Source organism: Bacillus cereus group sp. MYBK95-2, assembly GCF_051915225.1.
Lineage (GTDB): Bacteria > Bacillota > Bacilli > Bacillales > Bacillaceae_G > Bacillus_A > Bacillus_A cereus.
Genome location: NZ_JBQAEH010000002.1, coordinates 651,688 through 672,131 on the forward strand (window position 1 = coordinate 651,688; position 20,444 = coordinate 672,131).

A 20,444-nucleotide genomic window follows, 5' to 3' on the forward strand; every position below is an offset into this window, starting at 1 on the left:
CATCAATCGGCCTATATAAAAAAACCGAAGTCATTGCTCAGACTTCGGTTTTTCAGCTGTACTTATCTCCACCTTTTTATCTCTTAACAAAACTTTGCAACAAAACACTATATTTCCTATTAATATAGTTAATCCAATCGAGCAAGCCGAAATAATTTTTTGAAGTATGCATACTCATTTTCTAATTAGATTAATATAAAGGGAATAGAAACGTTATAATATTTTTTAGTTTGGAAGAGCGTAAAATTTCACTTTAAATGTACCGTTAGAAGTATATCCGCTAGGAGGACCTGCGATATACAAATTCTTTCTATCATCTCCTGAAGGGATCGTTAGAATAGAACCATCTCTAACATTTGACCAAATTACAGGGTCTGTACCTGATTTATCTCTTGCGATTTTAAATGACAAAGAGGTAGCACCTGCTCCTTCTAAAACAACTCGTACTTTGGTACCTGCCGCGAGATATTCAAGTGAAAAATTATTACTTGATCTACTGGTTTGACCAGGCTGTGCCTTATAGAGTGACTCCACTACTCTTGTTAAAGTCCCTGTTACATTAGACAATTGGAATGTTTGATTAGTACCACCATGGAAATTATATACTGTAACATTTGTTCCATTTGCAGTACCATAACCACTTACATCTAGCACTTTGTTTTGATCCTTCTTATTCCTTACATAATAATATCCATTTCCTGCTTCTGTTGGTATCCAATATTGCTCTTCCTTATTTTGATTAGATGTAGCAACTACATTATTAGAACCATTAAGATCATTCCAAGCTAATACTAAATTTTGATTTGCTATATTTTTAATTTGGTATGCTGATTTATTTGAATCATATACTAGCTTCCATTTTTGATTATTAGCGTTGCCATTTTGCCACAATTGAACATTTCCATCTGCTTGATTTAAGTCAACGACACTACTATTATTTAAAATAGAAACTATTTGATAAGTACCACCATCTTCCAGTTCCGGTGCATAAGGGTCAAAGTTAATGGGTGGCTTTGCGTTAGCAAGGGCTTTTTCAAATCTTCCATCTTTGATCTCAAGTGTTGCATCTCCAAAGTTCGTAGTCATTAGTTTTTCACGAATATTTGGGCTTGGATAGCCATTCCAACCAACCATTGGTAGTTGGAGCCACTGGTGATAATAGTTTTCTGGCGGCTCGTCATTGCTATTAGCCAGGCGAAAAGCATGTGTCGAGCCGCCGTCCTTATGGTATACAATTTTCGGGTGGTTTCCATCGAATCTAACGTTTGAGCGAGGGTTAGTGTACCACTTACCATGTGCTGAATAAGTTACATATTGAACCTGACCATCTTGAACCCAAACTATTGTGTGTTCCCAGTCATGTCGATGTCCAAGCGCACCAGGGCCCGAAGTTGATTGATCTTTCTCAAAGTAACTCGCATACATAATGGCAGTCCAACCATTATTTGATTTGGCCCGAGAATAAGTGTTTGAATTTTCCAGTCGGTTAACATCTCTACAGACACTTTCCGGGGAACCTCCCAAACTTAGGCCAGGGTTAGTCGTGCCATCTGGAGAAATTGCTGCAGTCGCATAACACCCGTCTGTGTCATAGTCATACTTAGGAGCATAATCTAACTCTATCTTTGACGCATTTTGTGGAAGTGCCTTGATTACATCCCCATATGCTTTTGGGGTAGAAAGAAAACTCTTATCAAATTCTCCACCTAAATTGAATGCAAATGTACTCAATACTATTAACGCAGTCATTACTATTTTTGATATTAATTTCATGTTCCCCCTCCTAGTTATATAAATAAAATCATTACTAAAAACATTTTTTAAAAGTAGCGTAGATTATAATTTCCAGCTTTGATACTCCTTTCATATAGTTTTTTGGAGAATATAGCTCTTAACATACATCGTAAAGGTCAACCCGTGTCTAAACGTAAAAATCCTAAAAATGAAAAAACGAGCTGAATTCCCATAAATATTTCAAAGTATCTAGTCGATATGGATATAGCGGTTCATTTCTAAAATTATTTTCATGTGTCAATAATAGAAATATATTTTTTATTATGGTTACTTTTCAACTAGTACAATATCATCAAGATTGACATCAAAGCTGAACGCAGCAAGATGATAAATGTAGAATTCACTTGAATTAGTAGAATTTGGAGTAGTAAATTCGACCGATTTTTGCTCATACTGTGAGGAATTGAATTCCAAACTAGCTATGCCTCTTCCATTAACATCTACTGATACCCATACTTCTGAACTAGGAGTATTTACTTTTCCAGATGCGGACAGTATGTAGGTAGTATTAGGTTTCAAATTTATGGATCCAAACAATGCTGAACCGGATGATGCGTTTACATGAAGCCCTTTAGAATTATTTACTCCTGCATTCTCTTCAATATTGTATTTTATATTACCAAATGGTTTAAGAGGTTCTAAACTTGAATTGTGATCAAAATCCATATTTAAAACATAAGATTTCTCATTTGCCTTTAACTGTACATTATCAAACTTAGCCCTTCCATTTGCTGTGGAAGCAAGTTTAACAGCAAAGTTTGACACATCCTCACCTGTTTTAAACTTCATCTCATAATGTTCCGGCTTAAATCCTGTATACTGCTTCTTTGTTAATGGAACTATTTCTTGAGTGGCATTCAGATTACCGACTGTTACTTCTGCTGGAGAACCTATACTTCCCGCTATATCAAATGATAATGTATATTCTGTATTCGGCTTTACAGTAACAAGCTGATAGGCTGTGTCTGTATGCATTAATTTCAGATAGTGATTGCCTGGTTCAGAATTTCCAATATTCTCGGTAGAAGAATTAGGATTAGATAAAATCCAGTTATTTAGCCCATCCTCAAAACCTCCATTCCTAACTTGTTCATTTGCAGATGGACTATCTGCTGATACAATACCTGAAAAACCTATACTGGTACTTAATACAATTGCTGTAGAAAATACTCCTATACCGATTTTTTTAAACAATTTCTTCATCTCCTTTGGTCAGGTTAAAATCTATTTTTTCATACTTTCTATATATATTTGGATAAACCTGCCAAAGAACAACTTTATTAATAAATGGTTTATAGGTTATTTTCAATTGAAAGTTCTTCAACATATACAAGGACACCTTGCTCAAATTGAACGGGTAAAGAAAGCATATCAAGAGGGCAAAGTGAACTATTAACTAACGGAAGCGTCAGTTCCATTTGCTCGTTTATTAAAGTTATTCGTATCAATTTGACTAAACATTATTCCAAAGCTACATGAATAAAATACACGGCAAGCTTATGGGTTAATAATTAACTCACGGCCAATTTATCCTTCCAATTCCGTTAAATAATTAGATAATCACCTACAAAAATAAGTGTTTTCTGGCCAACTTATGCTTCCGATTGTGGGGATTTATGGGTAAAGTGACGCTATACAAGTGTGTATTACATATATGAAATACTCCAATGATGAGATACGTAAAATTTGAATTTGCTTCTAATATATGTGTAGTGTACAACTATGTTGTTTTAATAATTACCTTGATTAATTAATTATGGATGCATATAAGGAACAACTTTGTTTTAACTATTTCAAAATTAAAGCTGAAAAATAGGGGGTTATACGCCTTCTGATGTACAACTATCTTGAAACAAAACAACAGGTTCTATCAGGAGAATTAATAGATCGTTACGTAAGTGAGGCAACAGGTGTGGAAAGCGAAGTAGCCATTCTTGAAGTGGATGGAGATAGAATTGAATTACTTGCACCGACAAATAACACCACTTCACCAATTGCCCGATTTATAAAACAAAAAGGTAAAGGTGTACATCACGTTGCGTATCGTGTCGATGATTTAGATGTGGCTCTAGAAGAGTTAAAAGAACAAGGTATTCGGACATTAGAGCATACACTACGCATTAATAAGCACGGTAGAAGGTTAATTTATCTTAACCCAGCGGATACTGAAGGAACGATTATCGAGTATTGTGATTATCCGGAAGAGAAATAGAAGAGGGATATTTTTTTAAAGGTGTTACGTAATAACGTAATACCTTTTTATTTATGTATTTCACATTTTCTTCACAAATGATTCACGATAACTTTTCTTCTTTGATAACTTACATAAATATATTTTATGATATAATAACAATCGGCTTTAAAAATGTAAGTTGTATCTATCATAATAGTTACTATTATATTGGAAGTTTAGAGGTGGAAGAGAAATAAAGAGTTATACTTTCTAGAAGTTTATATTTAATCAGGTTAATATTTTGCTCAAGAATCAAACTCGGGAAGTAAAAATAATGAAAATATAGCGATGAGGAAGAAAGAAGTGAAATGAGTGTGAAAGTAATGAAAAGGTTAGGGACATTGTTATTACTTGCATGTGTGCTTATCATATTGATACCGAAAAGTGCATCTGCTCATGCGTATGTTGTGAAATCAAACCCTACGGAAAATGAAACATTGAAGAAAGCACCGTCTGTTGTGAAAATCGAGTTCGATGAGGACATACAAATCTCAAGTTTTAATACATTATACGTGAGAGATACATCAGGTAAAAGGGTCGATTTAAAAGATGCTCATATTGATAAAAAAAATAAAAAGCTATTAGAAGCTGGATTGAAAGAGAATCTTAAAAATGGTCTCTACTCTATTCAGTGGAAAGCTATTTCAGCTGATGGACATCCCATTCAAGGAGTTATTCCATTCCGTATTGGATTAGCGGAAGCTGGAGCAGATGATATACAAGTAGAAGAGATGGGATATGTTCCGCAAATTGATATGATCATGGAACGTGGAATTTTATATACAAGTTTCTCACTATTTATAGGAGTGCTATTCTTTAATCTTATTATGTATAAAGGGAATGCAACCTCGGTTCGATCAAGGAGTAAGAACATAATATGGATTTCCTTATTAGGGATATTTACTAGCTTGTTATTCAATCTACCACTGCAAGCGAAAATAAATGCTGATGTTTCATGGCTAGAAGCATTCAATCCTTTACTATTAAAAGAAACGTTACAGCTTTCTGTTTTTAGTTATGTTTGGATTACTCAAATGGTTCTCATTAGTTCGCTTATAATTGTTACGTATTTTACGATGAGGCGTGAGAAGCTATCGTCTTTTAAAGTATGGAGTATTCCAATAGTGCTGTTTATTGGAATACTTGTTATGAAAGCATTTAATAGTCACGCATATGGTTTAAAGTTTAAAGATATTGCTGTTGTTATGGATTTTTTACATTTATTCGCAGCTTCATTATGGATTGGTGGTTTATCGTCTATTATTCTTCTGTTACGTAAAGAGGATAACAAATGGAATATGTATTGGGATATGATTAAGCGTTTTTCACCGTGGGCAACATGCGCTGTCATTGTGATTTTAATAACAGGTCTTTTTAACAGTACATTTTTTATTCCAACAATCCACTCGTTATTTGATACGAAGTATGGATTAGCTTTACTAGCAAAGATACTTTTATTCGTTTTCATGGGGATATTGGGAATTATTCATTATGTGAAAGGGAAAATGAGAGCGGAGCAAGGATTAGGTGCTACGGTGAAAGTAGAGTTTATCATTGGAATTATCATTTTCGTCATCGTAGCTTTTATGACAAACGTACAAACACCACCGATGCCTCCTACTGGACCTTTTACAGAGAGTAAACAATTAGATAATGGATATGAAATGACGCTAAATGTAAGTCCTAATAGAGTAGGACAAAATATATTCCATATTACTTTAAAGGATGAGAACGGACAACCCGTTACTGATATGGAACAAATTATATTAACGACTCAATCGTTAGATATGAATATGGGAAAAGGATCATTTAAAGTTTCGGCAGTTTCACCGGGAGAATATGAAGCAGAAGGTATGTATATTAACATGACAGGAAACTGGAATATACAAGTACATGGATTAACGAAATCGCTTGATAGCTTCGATACGGATTATAAATTTATTGTAGGTGGCAGATAAAGTGAAACTTTAAGCAGCCCTCATCAATTGGGCTACCCGGCGAATAGCGGGATAAAGAGTAGGTATAGATAAAAAGGAGCTAATTGAAAATGGAACGTATAAAAAAATTAGGAACAACAATGATCGCAACAGCAATTACAATGGGAATGTTTTCGTTACCTGTTAGTGCGCACGTTACTGTGAAGCCAGCAACTTCTGACATCGGTTCTTGGGAGACTTACACGATAAAAGTACCAGTTGAAAAGAATATAGCAACAACAAAAGTTACACTGAAAATACCGTCTGGTGTGGAATTCCAACAGTATGAACCAGTGCCAGGGTGGAAAATGGAAGAGCAGAAAGATAATGCCGGAAAAGTGAAAACTGTAGTATGGGAAGCAATAGGAGAAGGGATTTTACCCGGTCAGTTCCAGCGATTTACTTTCGTCGCTAAAAATCCGGATAAAGAACAAAAAATAGCTTGGGATGCATATCAACAATATAAAGACGGAGAAATTGTTGAATGGACAGGCGATGAGAAAGCTGAAAAACCGCATTCACTTACTACAATTGCAAAAGGTACGTCATTAACAGGAGAACATGGTGAAGTATCTAATGTAGAAAAGAATGAAGGTACTAGTAATATGCAGTTGATAGCAATTGTTTTATCTATTTTGGCAATTGTATCTTCGGTAGGTGCGTGTGTTTTTGTAGTGCGTCGTAAAAAATAAGATATAAAAAAGAGCCTACAAATAGTAGGCTCTTTCTCATATTTATTTCACTTCAACCTGCTGCCTTACAGCAAGTGTTTTCGGCTTTATATTTACAAAACAAATGCTCACAACAATAAATAATAGGCCAATAAATAAGCTCATTGTAATAGCTTCATGTAAGAAGATTGAACTTACAATAATAGCGATAAGGGGAATAAGGAATGTATAAGCCCCTACTTTACTCGCTTCACCAGCTCCAACGAGTGTGAAGTATGCAAGCCACCCCATTGCAATAACAAAGAATGAAATAAAGAGTAGTACACTAACAAATGGCATACTCCAAGCAATACTAGACCAACTTTCAAATTCTGAGCCAAATCCGATTAAACAAAGACCACCGATAAGAAGCTGAATTGTTACCATCCAAATGGCATTAACACGGTGACCAGTCTTCTTAATGAATACTGTGCCAAGTGCCCAGCCAATAGCGCATCCTAACGCGAGAAGGATTCCAATAACAGAAATATGTCCTGTTAAACTGCTTGAGCTAATAACACCTACACCAATAAATCCGAGAACAAGCCCGGAAATTTTTAAGCCGTACATTGATTCTTCAAGCCATATCCACGAGAAAATACCGAGTAAAACTGGTTGTAGAAATACAATGGCGGAAAATAACCCAGCAGGCATATATTGAAGACCAACAGTTTGTAACCCGTAAAATATAATGATGTTAAGTAAAGAAGAAATAACGTATAAATGCCACGTTTCTTTTAAATGTAATTCTTTATATTTGGGTAGAGCGAAAAGGAGTAAAATGAATCCTCCAATTAAAGTTCGAATGCCTGCAAATAAAACGGGTGGTGTATAATGCAGGGCAAACTTAGATAAAGGCCAATTGATTCCCCACATGAAAACGAGAAAGGTAAGGATTATGGCCGTCTTAGTTCGAGAAAGCTGTGTCACGGTAAGACCTCCTTGTTGTTATTCATTTCACTATGATATGATATCGAATGTAATAAATAAAATGAATCTTTTTTATAAGGAGTATAAGTGATTAGTTATGACTATTACACAACTGCAAGTATTAATAAAAACTATTGAGTTAGGTAGTTTTACGAAGGCTGCCAGGGTGTTAAATATGACGCAGCCAGCTGTAAGTCATGCCATTTCAAGTATTGAGTCAGAGTTAGGAGTTACGATTCTTATACGTGATAAACGACAAGGATTACTCGTTACGGATGTAGGAAACAGAATTCTTGTACATATTAGAGAGATTTTGAACGGTGTAGAGAAGATTGAACAAGAAGTTGCGATGGAGAAAGGACACGAAGTGGGGACGATTCGAATTGGGAGTTTTCCGAGTGCTTCTGCACATTTCTTACCGAAAATGATAAACCATTTTAAGGAGAAGTATCCGAGCTTAGAGGTCGTTCTTTGTGAAGGAACAATTAAAGAAGTTGAAGATTGGTTAATATCGAGGGTTGTTGATATAGGAATTGTTATTTTGCCTAATAAAGAGATGGAGATTGTCCCGTTAACGAAGGGAAAAATGGTTGCTATCTTAAGAGAGGATCATCCTCTTTGTAAGAAGGACTCTATTACAATTCGTGATTTGGAGAATGAACCGATCATATTATGTAAGGGCGGATACGAACCACCCATCATTGATATGTTTAAACAAGCCAACGTACCACTTCGGGCTGAGTATGTAATTTCTACCGTTACTACAGCTTTAAATATGATTCAAGAAGGATTAGGCATTGCAATATTAGCTGAATTATCTTTAACGAATTTACCACAGAATGTGCAAACGAGAGAATTGGAACCGCAAGTATGGAGAGAAATTGCTTTAGCTGTTCCTTCATTAAAGGATTCTTCAATCGCTGTACAGCTATTTATTGAAGAATTTCAAGCGCTATTTGCAGAATAAAAAGGGGTGTCTCATATATCATAATGGGGCACTTTTTAATTTACTTATAAAAAATCTATGAAAAGGATTGACTTATTTTTTAGTTGTAACTATAATGATTACATCGAGGTGGTGATTACGATGAAAATTAGTAGCCGCTTTTCCATAGCTGTTCATATTTTATCTATTTTGAAAAACAATCCATCTTCACTTTGTACTTCAGACTATATGGCTGAGAGTGTCAATACAAATCCAGTAGTCATTCGTAAAATCATGTCGTACTTGAAACAAGCTGGCTTTGTTTACGTAAATCGTGGACCGGGTGGGGCAGGTTTACTAAAGGATTTACATGAAATCACATTGTTAGATGTGTATCATGCAGTGAATGTAGTGGAAGAGGATAAATTATTTCACATTCATGAGCAACCGAATCCAGATTGTCCAATTGGGGCGAATATTCAAGCGGTGTTAGAAATTATTTTAATTCAAGCACAATCCGCGATGGAAGAAGTTTTGAGAAATATTACGATGGGGCAGCTGTTTGAAACTTTGCAAGAAAAAATGAATGCTTAAATCATATTTATATTTTTTTAACATTAATGTAACTTGTATGGTTACAACTATAAAGGTAAGGTGTAAAAGTTATGACTGTAAAAATGAAAGTATACTCAGATTTTATATGTCCATTTTGTTTTTTAGCAAAAGGTCCATTAGATGAAGTAGCGAAAGAAAAAGATGTAGAAATTGAATGGATGCCATTTGAATTACGTCTAAGTCCATATTCAAAAATAGATCCATGGAATGAGCCAGAAAAATTAGGTTCATGGGATGCTTTCATTCTTCCGACAGCGAAGAAGTTAGGAATTGATATGCGCTTGCCACGTGTTTCACCACATCCATATACACATTTAGCTTTCGAAGGATGTCAATTTGCGAAAGAACATGGACTAGGTAATGAGTATCATCACCGCGTATTCACAGCATTTTTCCAAGAAGAGCAAAACATTGAAGATATTGATGTGTTAACAAAATTAGCGGTAGAAGTAGGACTTCCTGAGGCGGAATTTAAAGCTGCTTTAGTAACTCGTAAATATAAAGAAAAGCATCAAGAAGCAATTCAGCACGCATATGATGAAGCGAATATTATGGCTGTTCCAACTGTCATGATTGGAGATGAAGTCATTCAAGGGCTTGCTAGTAAAGAAACACTAGAAAGGGTCATTGATAAAGAAATTGAAAAGGATAAAACAAATTCATTTGAAGGTATGCAATGTAATACCGATGGATATTGCTAATTCGCTTGTTATGAAATAACAAAATAAATTATAAAACAAACATTTGGAGGAATTAAAATGTCAGCAACTACAACAAACTTAAAAGAAGCAATCGTGAACCGCCGTTCAATTCGTAAAGTAACAAAAAACGATGCAATTACGAAAGAAAGAATTGAAGAAGTGTTAAAAACAGCTTTACACGCACCAACATCTTTCAATATGCAAAGTGGTCGTATGGTTGTATTAATGGATGGAGAGCATGAAAAGTTTTGGGATATCGTTAAAGAAACACTAAGAGCACGCGTACCAGCAGAAAACTTTGAAGCGACTGTAGAAAGACTAAAAGGCTTCCATGCAGGTGTAGGAACAGTTCTATTCTTTGAAGATCAAGCAACTGTAGAAAAAATGCAAGAAAATGCCCCATTATACAAAGATCAGTTCCCATTCTGGTCTCATCAAGGAAATGCGATGTTACAACATACTGTGTGGATGCTATTATCTGCTGAAGGAATTGGGGCGTCATTACAACATTACAACCCAATCGTAGATGCTGAAGTGAAAGAAACTTGGAACATTCCGGCAGAGTGGAGCTTAGTAGGTCAAATGCCATTTGGTGAATCAAACGAACAACCAGCAGAAAGAACGTTCTTGCCTACTGAAGATGTAGTGAAGTTTTATTAAGAAATACAATATGTAACGAGAAGGAAGCTGTGCTTAAAAACAGCTTCCTTTTTTGTAGTGGTGTTAATTTATGCGCATTTAGGGAAGAAATATAAGAAATAATACGGTGAGAAGGGAATTAGAAAAATGAATGATGAGAAAAAATATACAGTGGTAGGTACTGATGTTGAGGAAGTAAAGCGTTTAAATAAAAATTCAGGGTTAACGTATAATCAAGTGAAAGAAATGTTAGCAAAGCAAATGCAAAAAAAGAAGTAATTAGATTGAAATCTTTCATTTTTTCATTTAGCATTTTGATTGGAGAGAGTTAAGTAAAAGGTAACTCTCTTTTTTGTATAGCTAAGCATCTTATAGAGTGGAGGAAGCAACATGAAGAAATGGGTAAAGGTAACGCTGTCTATCACTGGAGGCATTGTCTTATTAGCGTGTGCCGGCGGATATTACGTGTATAAAAATTATTTTCCAAAGGAACCTGAGCGTATTGTATATGATAAAGAAAGAGTGCTACAACCGATACATAATCAGCTTAAAGGAATCAATATAGAAAATGTAAAGATAAAAGAAAGAGAAGTCGTAAATGCGACTGTAGATGAGCTTCAAAAAATGATTGATGATGGAAAGTTGTCATATGAAGAATTAACGAGTATTTATCTCTTTAGAATACAAGAACATGATCAAAATGGAATAACATTAAATTCTGTTACAGAGATAAATCCTAATGCGATGGAAGAAGCAAGAAAGTTAGATCAAGAGCGGGGTAGAAACAAAAATTCGAATTTATATGGTATTCCTGTCGTTGTAAAAGATAATGTACAGACGGAAAAAGTGATGCCGACTAGTGCAGGAACTTATGTATTAAAAGATTGGATTGCAGATCAAGACGCAACAATTGTGAAGCAGTTGAAAGAAGAAGGAGCATTTGTTTTAGGAAAAGCGAATATGTCTGAGTGGGCGAACTATTTATCTTTTACAATGCCAAGCGGGTATAGCGGGAAGAAAGGACAAAATTTAAACCCGTACGGTCCGATTACATTCGATACTTCAGGATCAAGTTCAGGATCTGCTACAGTAGTTGCAGCAGATTTTGCGCCGCTTGCAATTGGAACAGAAACGACGGGATCGATTGTTGCACCAGCGGCGCAGCAATCAGTAGTTGGGTTACGTCCATCTTTAGGTATGGTAAGTAGAACAGGAATTATTCCATTAGCTGAAACTCTTGATACAGCAGGACCTATGGCAAGAACAGTAAAAGATGTAGCAACGTTATTTAATGCAATGATAGGTTATGACGAAAAAGATGTTATGACAGAAAAAATGAAAGATAAAGAAAGAATTGATTATACAAAGGATTTATCAATAGATGGATTAAAAGGGAAAAAGATAGGGCTTCTTTTTTCTGTAGACCAACAAGATGAAAATAGAAAAGTAGTAGTAGAAAAAATTAGAAAAGACCTTCAAGATGCAGGTGCGATATTAACTGATAATATCCAGTTAAGTGCTGAGGGTGTAGATAATTTGCAAACATTAGAATATGAGTTCAAGCATAATGTAAACGACTATCTTTCACAGCAAAAGAATGTACCGGTAAAATCGTTAGAAGAGATTATAGCGTTTAATAAAAAGGATAGTAAAAGACGAATAAAATACGGACAAACATTAATTGAAGGGTCTGAAAAATCTGCTATAACGAAAGAAGAGTTTGAAAACGTAGTGCAAACGAGTCAAGAAAATGCAAGAAAAGAGCTAGATAGGTATTTAGTAGAAAAAGGTTTGGATGCTCTAGTTATGATTAATAACGATGAAGTCCTTCTATCAGCTGTAGCTGGTTATCCGGAATTAGCGGTTCCTGCTGGATATGATAAAAATGGAGAACCAATCGGTGTAGTGTTTGTAGGGAAACAGTTTGGTGAAAAAGAGCTTTTCAATATTGGATATGCGTATGAACAGCAGTCCCAAAATAGAAAATCACCTAGTTTATAAAAGATTATATGAAAAATAACTGCCACCGAAATTATGTTGGTGGATTCCAGTTAAACGAATCTAACAATATGAAAAGAAAAAAAGGATTCTTCTCAATTAGTAAGAAAGATTGTCTATAGGAGTTCATAAAATGTAATATATTCAATTTCCATCCATTGAAGGGGGAGGTTAATTCTTAATGAATGAAGTAAAGAGTTTTTTTCGAAGTAGAGGGTTTCAACGGTTTCTCGTTTTAATAATAGTAGCGCTTGTATTATACGCATTAAAAAGTATGATTAATTTAATATTAATTACGTTTATACTGACGTTTTTAATGGATCGATTTCAACGTTTTATTTCAAGAAAATTGAAAGTAAACCGGAAAATTGTTATTGCATGTTTATATATAATACTAGTTTCCTTTATAGGCACAACATTATATAAATATTTACCTGTGCTGACGATACAAATTTCACAATTAATTTATCAATTTAAACTGTTTTTTCAAAATCCACCTGATAATGAAATCGTTAAATATGCACTTTCGACAATTAATGGGATGGAAGTATCAAAATATATAGAACAAGGTGTAGACGTCATATATCAATCAATAGCAAATATAGGGAAGGTAAGTTTACAAATATTATTATCTCTAATTTTAAGCTTATTTTTCTTATTAGAAAAAGAGCGTATTATTACATTTACATCAAAGTTTAAAGATAGTAAGTTAAAAATCTTTTATGAAGAAATTGCATATTTTGGTGAAAGATTTGCAAGATCGTTCGGCAAAGTAATTGAGGCTCAGTTTTTAATTGCCGTTGTAAATTGTATTCTTACTGTCATTGCATTAATCGTTTTAGGATTTCCACAGCTACTTGTATTAGCTGTTATGATTTTCTTACTAGGGTTGATTCCTGTTGCAGGTGTGATTATTTCTTTGTTTCCACTTTGTATCATTGCTTACAACGTAGGTGGAGTTATGTACGTAGTATACATACTCGTATTCATAACAGTAATCCATGCTCTTGAAAGTTATTTTTTAAATCCGAAGTTTATGTCTGCAAAAACAAATTTACCAATATTCTACACATTTATGATTCTTATCTTCTCAGAGCATTTCCTTGGAATATGGGGGCTTATTATCGGGATACCAATCTTTATCTTTTTATTAGATGTACTTGATATAAATAATGAGGATGCGACTAAAAAATAAGAAATGATAGAAAATCACTAAAAAGTCATAGGAGATAATGAAAATAAAAAGCAATCCAAAATAAATTGGATTGCTTTTTATCTTAATTAAAGAACCGGAGCCATTGTTTCTTTCAATACTTGAACAGAGTGGTCGAATTTTAATTCTTCATCTTCACTTAATTCAACCTCTAAAATTTCACGAACACCGCCGCGATTTAAAACAGCAGGTACCCCGATATAAACATCTTTTTGACCGTATTGACCTTCTAAGTAAGCTGATACAGTTAATACACTATTTTCGTCGTTTAAAATTGCTTTTGTAACACGTAGAAGTGACATACCGATACCATAATAAGTTGCGCCTTTACGCTCAATAATATGGTAAGCTGCATCACGGACGTTTATGAAAATTTTGTCTAAATCTTCTTGATTATACGTGTTGTCTTTTTCAAGCAGTGTTTGTAGTTTTTGGATACCAACGGAAACATGGCTCCAAACTGGAAGTTCAGTATCGCCGTGTTCTCCGATAATATAAGCGTGAATGTTGTGTGGACCAATATCGAAGTACTCACCTAACATATAGCGGAAACGAGCAGAATCAAGCGTTGTACCAGAACCGATTACACGTTCTTTCGGTAAACCAGATTCTTTCCAAGTTACGTAAGTTAAAATATCTACAGGGTTTGTTGCGATTAAGAAGATGCCATCAAATCCGCTATCCATAATACTGCGAACGATTTGTTTGAAGATTTTAGCGTTTTTCTCAACTAAATCTAAACGTGTTTCGCCTGGTTTTTGTGGTAATCCAGCTGTAATAACTACAAGGTCAGCATCTTTACAATCTTCGTAGCTGCCTTTCCATACTCTAGTTGGAGCTGGTGCGAATGGAACAGCATGACTTAAGTCCATTGCTTCCCCTTCAGCTTTTGCCTCATTTACATCGACTAAAACAAATTCTTCAGCTACAGCCTGGTTAATCATGCAGTAAGCATAACTACATCCAACTGCTCCTGTTCCTACTAATACAACACGGTTAATACCTTTTTTCATTTCAAAATTCCTCGCAATTTCATTGATTTTATTATGTAAGATAATACGTCTTACTTCTATAGAGTCATATCTAGTTTATTACATTTTATAAAAGATATTCAAGTATTTGAAAATGTATCCGTGCAAATCCGCGAACAAAACATAGGAATTCAGTGAACCGAATATAATTCAGTAAAATCCTTTGTAAAAGGGGAAATGGCATGGGGAATCCATTAGCAATGGAAGAAATGCTTCATATTATTCATGCAGGGCTTGTTAAAAAGAATAACCCAAAACGGATTACGATTGCAGGTGCAGGGATTTCTGGATTAGTTGCAGGTTCTTTATTAAAAGAGGCTGGGCACGAAGTAACGATTATAGAAGCAAATAACAGAATAGGTGGCAGAGTGTATACGATTCGGGAACCATTTAGTGTGGGTTTATATTTTAATGCGGGACCGATGAGAATCCCTGACACCCATAAGTTAACCTTAGCGTATATTCATAAATTTAAACTACCTTTAAACCTTTTTATAAATAAAACTTTTGCAGATATCATTTATACGAATAACATTCAAACGAGATTGAATGTGTTTGAAAATGATCCAAGTGTACTTGAATATCCGGTTTTGGATAAAGAAAGAGGAAAAACGGCAGAAGAGCTAATGATTGAAGTATTAGAACCAATACTAAATTACATTAAGAAGGATCCTGATAAAAACTGGCTTATCGTTGAAAAAAAGTATAAAACGTATTCGCTTGGTTCATTTTTAATGGAGTATTATTCAGATGGTGCGATAGATATGATTGGGGTACTTCTTGATATGGAAGCTTATATGGGAATGTCCTTAATTGAAGTATTACGTGAAATGATTTTCTTTACTTCAACAACGAAATATTATGAAATAACTGGTGGAATGGATAAGTTATCGAATGCATTCTTACCACAATTAAGGGAACATATTTTAATGCCGTATAAGGTTGATAAAATTATACAAGAAGATAATAAAGTAATGTTACAAGGAAATCATGAACAAACGTTAGAGCAATTTACAATAACAAGTGATTTTGCTATTATTACAATTCCATTTTCAGCGTTAAGATTTGTAGAAGTTCAGCCATACTATTTATTCTCTTATTTTAAAAAAAGAGCAATTCGTGAATTAAATTATATTGCTGCAACTAAAATTGCAATAGAGTTTAAAAGTAGATTTTGGGAGAAAGCGGGACAGTGTGGCGGTAAATCTATTACTGATTTACCGATACGGTTTACATACTATCCGAGTTATGGCATTCATACTCCAGGACCAGCTATCGTTATAGCAAGTTATACGTGGGCAGATGAGGCGTTAACATGGGATAGTCTCCCGCAAAGAGATCGTATTCGGTACGCATTAAAAAATTTAGCGGAAATATACGGTGACATCGTCTATAGTGAGTTTGTCACTGGAACATCTTTTAGCTGGAGTAAAAATCCGTATTCTTGCGGTGCATTTACAGCTTTCGAACCAGGCCAAGAGCTCGAGTTATTTCCGTATATTACACCACCATCTGGAAAAGTACATTTTGCAGGAGAGCATACGACATTAACACATGGATGGATGCAAGGGGCAATTGAGTCTGGAGTTAGAGTTGCATATGAAGTAAATGAACAGTGAATCTCTTATATTTACAAATGGTCATTCTTTTAATAAAATGATAAATATAAATCGTAATTATTACGCTTTGAATACATTTGAAGTAAAGAAATGGATGGTCGGTTGAATGAATAAAGTGGAGATTCATATATTAGGTGGTTTTTTAGGTAGTGGAAAATCAACATTATTACAAAATTTATTGTTAGCAGAGAAAAAGAAGAATAGAAAAGTTGCAGTATTAATGAATGAAATTGGTGAATACTCAGTAGATACAGATATTATTGGAAAAGAGAATGTTTTAAGAGAACTTCTTAAAGGATGTATTTGTTGTACGTTAAAAGAAGAGCTTGAAATACAATTACATTCGTTATACCAACAAGAAAGACCAGATGTAATTTATATAGAAACGACAGGTGTTGCGCATCCAATTGAAGTGTTAGACGCGTGTGTCTCGCCAATTTTAGCTCCTTTTCTGGAAGTGAAATCAATTGTAGTCGTTTTAGATGCAGTAAGGTGGTTAAATCGAAGTATATTAAGTGCAAATGTACAACAGCTATTGCATGAGCAACTGAAATTTGGTAGTCACATTCTTGTTAATAAAGCAGATTTACTAACAGATGAAGATAAGAATACAGTATTTGAAGAAGTAAAGGCAATAAATGATCATGCGAAAATGTATGAGACAAAGTATTGTAATATATCTTTAAAAGATATAGAAGAAGCAGAATTTCCAAATGATGAGGAACACGAGACACTACATGTCAAACAGCATTTACATATACAAACAATGACATATCAATTTACGAAACCGATTGATCAAGACAAATTATATGAATGGCTTTCGAATTTACCAGATAGTATTTATCGAGTGAAAGGTTTTGTGAAATTCCATGGAGATAAATACCCTCACCTATTCCAATATTCGTTCGGAGTACCAACTTTATTAGAACAAGACTTCGGTTTCCCGACAAACTTAGTAGTAATAGGAGAAGGACTAGATAAGAAACAATTGGCTGAAGGGTTAGAGAAAGTAGAACTTAACTCTAATTAAGGGGAAAAGACTAACTTAAAAATAAGTTAGTCTTTTTGTATGGTCATTACTGAAATGAAACAGTATTTTCAATTGGATTGCAGAATATATATTGATTGTATGTCCGTTTCCATTACATAGGAAGGTGATTATATATTTGTGCCGAATGTAGAGGGTACTACAAGAGTTTTCCATTATCTATCGAATTAGTTAGTCATGATTACGGACAGGGGATTTTGGCGTGTTTGATTCTATCAGAAAGTAAAGTATGGGGAGGATCACAATGTCGATGAAAAAACGTAAGTGGCTAAAAACAATGTTTACTGGTTGTGTTTTAGGTTCGTTATTAATAACGGCAGCTTGTTCAGGAAAGAAAACAAGTACAGAGGATGAAAAAACGATTAAGGTAGGAGTCCTTGCTTCTTTAACAGGACCGCTAGAATCGTATGGAAAACAAACAGTGAACGGATTTGAATTAGGGTTAGATTATGCAACTGGTGGAACTGGGAAAGTAGATGGGAAAAAGATTAAGTTTGTTGTAGAAGATACAGAAACGAAAGCGGATGTAGCAGTTAAAAAAGCTACGAAGTTATTAGAAGAAGAGAAAGTTGATTTTTTAGTTGGATCGTCTAGTTCAAGTGATACGTTAGCGGTTTTACCACTGGCTGAAGAATATGAAAAGATTATGGTTGTAGAACCGGCAGTTGCGGATAGTATTACCGGGAAGAACTGGAATAAATATATTTTTAGAACTGGAAGAAGTTCCTCACAAGATGCGATTGCAGGAGCAGCAGCAATTGCGAAAAAAGATGTAAAGATTGCAACATTTGCCCCAGATAACGCTTTTGGTCGTGAAGGGATTGCTGCATTTAAAGCGGGTGCGAAAAAATTAGGTGCGAACATTGTGAATGAGCAATACGCGGATACAAATTCAACAGATTTTACAGCGAATATTCAAAATATCATTAGTTCAAAACCAGATTATTTATTTATCGTTTGGGCAGGGGCAAATTCACCTTGGAAACAGTTGAAAGATATGAATGTGGAAGCGCAAGGTATTAAAATTTCTACAGGTGCGCCAGATATACCAGCATTAAAAACAATGGATGCATTAGTAGGTATGCAAGGTTTTTCTGTATATTATCACACACTTCCAAAAAATAAAGTGAATGATTGGCTAGTTGAAGAGCATAAAAAACGTTTTAATGGTGCAGTGCCAGATTTGTTTACAGCAGGAGGAATGTCAGCAGCAATTTCTATTGTAGAAGCCTTAAAGAAAACAAAAGGTGATACAGATGTAGATACCTTGATTAAGAAAATGGAAGGAATGGAATTTGATACACCGAAAGGAAAGATGAAGTTTAGAGAGAAGGACCACCAAGCGATGCAAACACTGTATTCTATCACATTGAAAAAGCAAGACGGTGTTGATTATCCGGTGCCAGTGTTAGAGCGAGAATTAACGATGAAAGAAACAGAACCACCAGTTCAAAATAAATAGACTGAATTTTCTGTTGTTTTTTATATAAAGAGGGGGGACCCTCTTTATACATATTTCTTTCATACTCACGGCTTTAAAGGGAGGGATTTCGTGACACATTTGCTAGAGACGAAAAATCTTAGTGTATCTTTTGGTGAACATCAAGTTATTAAAGATGTAAATTTAACTGTCCAAAAAGGAAAGCTCATTTCTATTATTGGGCCAAATGGTGCGGGGAAGACAACGTTATTTAATTTACTAAGTGGACAGATTTCACCCACAACAGGTGAAGTGTATTTTAAAGGGCAAGATATTACAAAACTATCGATTTCAGATCGAACACGCTTAGGAATCGGTCGCTCTTTTCAGCTTACAAACATATTCCCAGAATTAACGGTACTTGAAAATGTCCGTTTAAGTGTTCAATCATTCGTACAAGATTACTATAGTTTTTTCCCGAGTTCAGCAAAATTAAAGCAACAAGTTGGAGAGGCGAGACGTTTCTTAAAAACAGTATTACTTCATGAAAAAGAGAACGTATTAGCGAAAGATTTGGCACATGGAGAGAAAAGGAAGCTAGAACTTGCGATGTTATTAGCTTTAAAAACGGATGTGTTATTACTTGATGAGCCGACGGCAGGTATTTCGGTTGAGGAAGTCCCTGCTATATTACAAGTGATTGAAAATATTAAGAAACATCCAGAGAGCACAATTGTACTTATCGAACACAAAATGGATATGATACTAGGTTTGTCAGATCATCTTATCGTTTTATTTCATGGAGAGTTATTGGCTGAAGGATTGCCAGAAGAAATTATGAAAGATGAGCGTGTACAAAGTGCTTATTTAGGGGGATTATATAGTGGCACTATTACAAGTGAATAATATAGAAACGTATTTAGATCAGTTTCATATTTTGCAAGGAGTATCTCTTGCTGTTGAGAAAGGGACGATTACTGTACTGTTTGGTAGAAATGGGGCAGGGAAAACAACGACATTACGTTCAGTGATGGGGTTTCACCGCATTGCAGATGGTGAAATTTATTATGATAGTGCAAAAGTGAGTGGATTACCTACACATTTAATTTCAAGGAAAGGAATAGGGTATGTACCAGAAAATCAAGGTATTTTTCATGATTTGACAGTAGAAGAAACTTTCGCTCTTGCTAGGGGAAAAGGTGAGGAAGTAGAAGGGAAAATAGAGTGGATGCTGGAACTATTTCCGGATTTAAAGCAGTTTTGGAATAAGAAAAGTGGGCTCTTGAGCGGAGGGCAAAAGCAAATGTTGGCTATTTCAAGAGCGTTTATTAATAGTGATGGATTATTACTTATTGATGAACCGAGCAAAGGGCTATCCCCGATAATGGTGGAGAAATTAATGGTAGCTATTTTGAAGATGAAAGAGAAAACAACAGTTTTACTTGTTGAGCAAAATTTTATGATGGCCAGTCAAATTGGCGATTATTTTTACATTATGGATAACGGACGAATTGTTCATAACGGTTTTATGAATGAATTAAAAAAGGATAAGGAAATGTGTCATAAATATTTAGGAATCTCTTAACATGAAT

At 34.8% G+C, this 20,444-nt stretch carries 19 protein-coding genes; 15 read left to right on the plus strand and 4 right to left on the minus strand.

Going from position 1 to position 20,444, the window contains the following annotated elements; all coding sequences use genetic code 11:
- Positions 1-225: 225 nt before the first annotated feature.
- Both ACTFN4_RS10295 and ACTFN4_RS10300 read right to left on the minus strand, forming a co-directional pair.
- Positions 226-1,773, minus strand: a complete 1,548-nt coding sequence (locus ACTFN4_RS10295) for an NPP1 family protein (RefSeq protein ID WP_439962272.1) — start codon at positions 1,771-1,773, stop codon at positions 226-228.
- Between the two features lie 288 nt (positions 1,774-2,061).
- On the minus strand, positions 2,062-2,988 hold the full coding sequence (locus tag ACTFN4_RS10300) for a carbohydrate binding domain-containing protein (protein ID WP_439962273.1): 927 nt from the start codon (positions 2,986-2,988) through the stop codon (positions 2,062-2,064).
- A gap of 640 nt (positions 2,989-3,628) precedes the next feature.
- On the opposite strand from ACTFN4_RS10300, the gene ACTFN4_RS10305 reads away from it, so the two are divergent.
- The 3 genes from ACTFN4_RS10305 (at position 3,629) to ACTFN4_RS10315 (ending at position 6,695) form a co-directional block, all read left to right on the plus strand.
- Positions 3,629-4,006, plus strand: coding sequence for a VOC family protein (locus tag ACTFN4_RS10305; protein WP_439962274.1), 378 nt, complete (start codon positions 3,629-3,631; stop codon positions 4,004-4,006).
- A 329-nt stretch (positions 4,007-4,335) separates the two neighbouring features.
- Positions 4,336-5,985 (plus strand): copper resistance CopC/CopD family protein, encoded by a 1,650-nt coding sequence (locus ACTFN4_RS10310; RefSeq protein ID WP_439962275.1) that lies wholly within the window; start codon positions 4,336-4,338, stop codon positions 5,983-5,985.
- A gap of 89 nt (positions 5,986-6,074) precedes the next feature.
- Positions 6,075-6,695: a YcnI family copper-binding membrane protein gene (locus ACTFN4_RS10315; protein ID WP_000439685.1), complete on the plus strand. Its 621-nt coding sequence runs from the start codon at positions 6,075-6,077 to the stop codon at positions 6,693-6,695.
- Positions 6,696-6,737: 42 nt separating this feature from the next.
- Here ACTFN4_RS10315 and ACTFN4_RS10320 read toward each other — a convergent pair whose 3' ends face one another.
- On the minus strand, positions 6,738-7,643 hold the full coding sequence (locus ACTFN4_RS10320; RefSeq protein ID WP_439962276.1) for a DMT family transporter: 906 nt from the start codon (positions 7,641-7,643) through the stop codon (positions 6,738-6,740).
- Positions 7,644-7,740: 97 nt separating this feature from the next.
- On the opposite strand from ACTFN4_RS10320, the gene ACTFN4_RS10325 reads away from it, so the two are divergent.
- The 7 genes from ACTFN4_RS10325 to ACTFN4_RS10355 all read left to right on the plus strand — a co-directional run bounded on the left by ACTFN4_RS10325 (position 7,741) and on the right by ACTFN4_RS10355 (position 13,716).
- Complete coding sequence (locus tag ACTFN4_RS10325; RefSeq protein ID WP_000156743.1) at positions 7,741-8,610, plus strand: LysR family transcriptional regulator; 870 nt, start codon at positions 7,741-7,743, stop codon at positions 8,608-8,610.
- A 120-nt stretch (positions 8,611-8,730) separates the two neighbouring features.
- Positions 8,731-9,162 carry an Rrf2 family transcriptional regulator gene (locus ACTFN4_RS10330; RefSeq protein WP_000704073.1) on the plus strand — a complete coding sequence of 144 codons (432 nt, stop codon included), beginning with the start codon at positions 8,731-8,733 and terminating at the stop codon, positions 9,160-9,162.
- Positions 9,163-9,233: 71 nt separating this feature from the next.
- Complete coding sequence (locus tag ACTFN4_RS10335; protein WP_439962278.1) at positions 9,234-9,884, plus strand: DsbA family oxidoreductase; 651 nt, start codon at positions 9,234-9,236, stop codon at positions 9,882-9,884.
- A 57-nt stretch (positions 9,885-9,941) separates the two neighbouring features.
- Complete coding sequence (locus tag ACTFN4_RS10340; protein ID WP_001277023.1) at positions 9,942-10,544, plus strand: nitroreductase family protein; 603 nt, start codon at positions 9,942-9,944, stop codon at positions 10,542-10,544.
- Between the two features lie 126 nt (positions 10,545-10,670).
- Complete coding sequence (locus tag ACTFN4_RS10345) at positions 10,671-10,802, plus strand: hypothetical protein (protein ID WP_000997344.1); 132 nt, start codon at positions 10,671-10,673, stop codon at positions 10,800-10,802.
- 111 nt (positions 10,803-10,913) lie between these two features.
- The gene (locus ACTFN4_RS10350; protein ID WP_439962279.1) at positions 10,914-12,524 is read left to right on the plus strand and encodes an amidase family protein; all 1,611 of its coding nucleotides are present in this window, start codon (positions 10,914-10,916) and stop codon (positions 12,522-12,524) included.
- Positions 12,525-12,702: 178 nt separating this feature from the next.
- Positions 12,703-13,716: an AI-2E family transporter gene (locus tag ACTFN4_RS10355; RefSeq protein ID WP_001006597.1), complete on the plus strand. Its 1,014-nt coding sequence runs from the start codon at positions 12,703-12,705 to the stop codon at positions 13,714-13,716.
- 86 nt (positions 13,717-13,802) lie between these two features.
- Here ACTFN4_RS10355 and ACTFN4_RS10360 read toward each other — a convergent pair whose 3' ends face one another.
- Positions 13,803-14,747 (minus strand): L-lactate dehydrogenase, encoded by a 945-nt coding sequence (locus ACTFN4_RS10360; RefSeq protein WP_000715321.1) that lies wholly within the window; start codon positions 14,745-14,747, stop codon positions 13,803-13,805.
- A gap of 200 nt (positions 14,748-14,947) precedes the next feature.
- Here ACTFN4_RS10360 and ACTFN4_RS10365 point away from each other — a divergent pair, with 200 nt between their 5' ends.
- The 5 genes from ACTFN4_RS10365 (at position 14,948) to ACTFN4_RS10385 (ending at position 20,437) form a co-directional block, all read left to right on the plus strand.
- Positions 14,948-16,384, plus strand: coding sequence for a flavin monoamine oxidase family protein (locus ACTFN4_RS10365; protein WP_000528002.1), 1,437 nt, complete (start codon positions 14,948-14,950; stop codon positions 16,382-16,384).
- 106 nt (positions 16,385-16,490) lie between these two features.
- On the plus strand, positions 16,491-17,414 hold the full coding sequence (locus ACTFN4_RS10370) for a CobW family GTP-binding protein (RefSeq protein WP_001044939.1): 924 nt from the start codon (positions 16,491-16,493) through the stop codon (positions 17,412-17,414).
- Positions 17,415-17,676: 262 nt separating this feature from the next.
- Entirely contained in the window at positions 17,677-18,894 is a 1,218-nt protein-coding gene (locus ACTFN4_RS10375; RefSeq protein ID WP_000061996.1) for a substrate-binding domain-containing protein, read from the plus strand.
- A gap of 90 nt (positions 18,895-18,984) precedes the next feature.
- The gene (locus tag ACTFN4_RS10380; RefSeq protein WP_000149338.1) at positions 18,985-19,758 is read left to right on the plus strand and encodes an ABC transporter ATP-binding protein; all 774 of its coding nucleotides are present in this window, start codon (positions 18,985-18,987) and stop codon (positions 19,756-19,758) included.
- A complete protein-coding gene (locus ACTFN4_RS10385) occupies positions 19,736-20,437 on the plus strand; it encodes an ABC transporter ATP-binding protein (RefSeq protein WP_001196696.1) in 702 nt (233 codons plus the stop codon). Before ACTFN4_RS10380 ends, ACTFN4_RS10385 begins: the two co-directional genes overlap by 23 nt.
- Positions 20,438-20,444 lie beyond the last annotated feature (7 nt).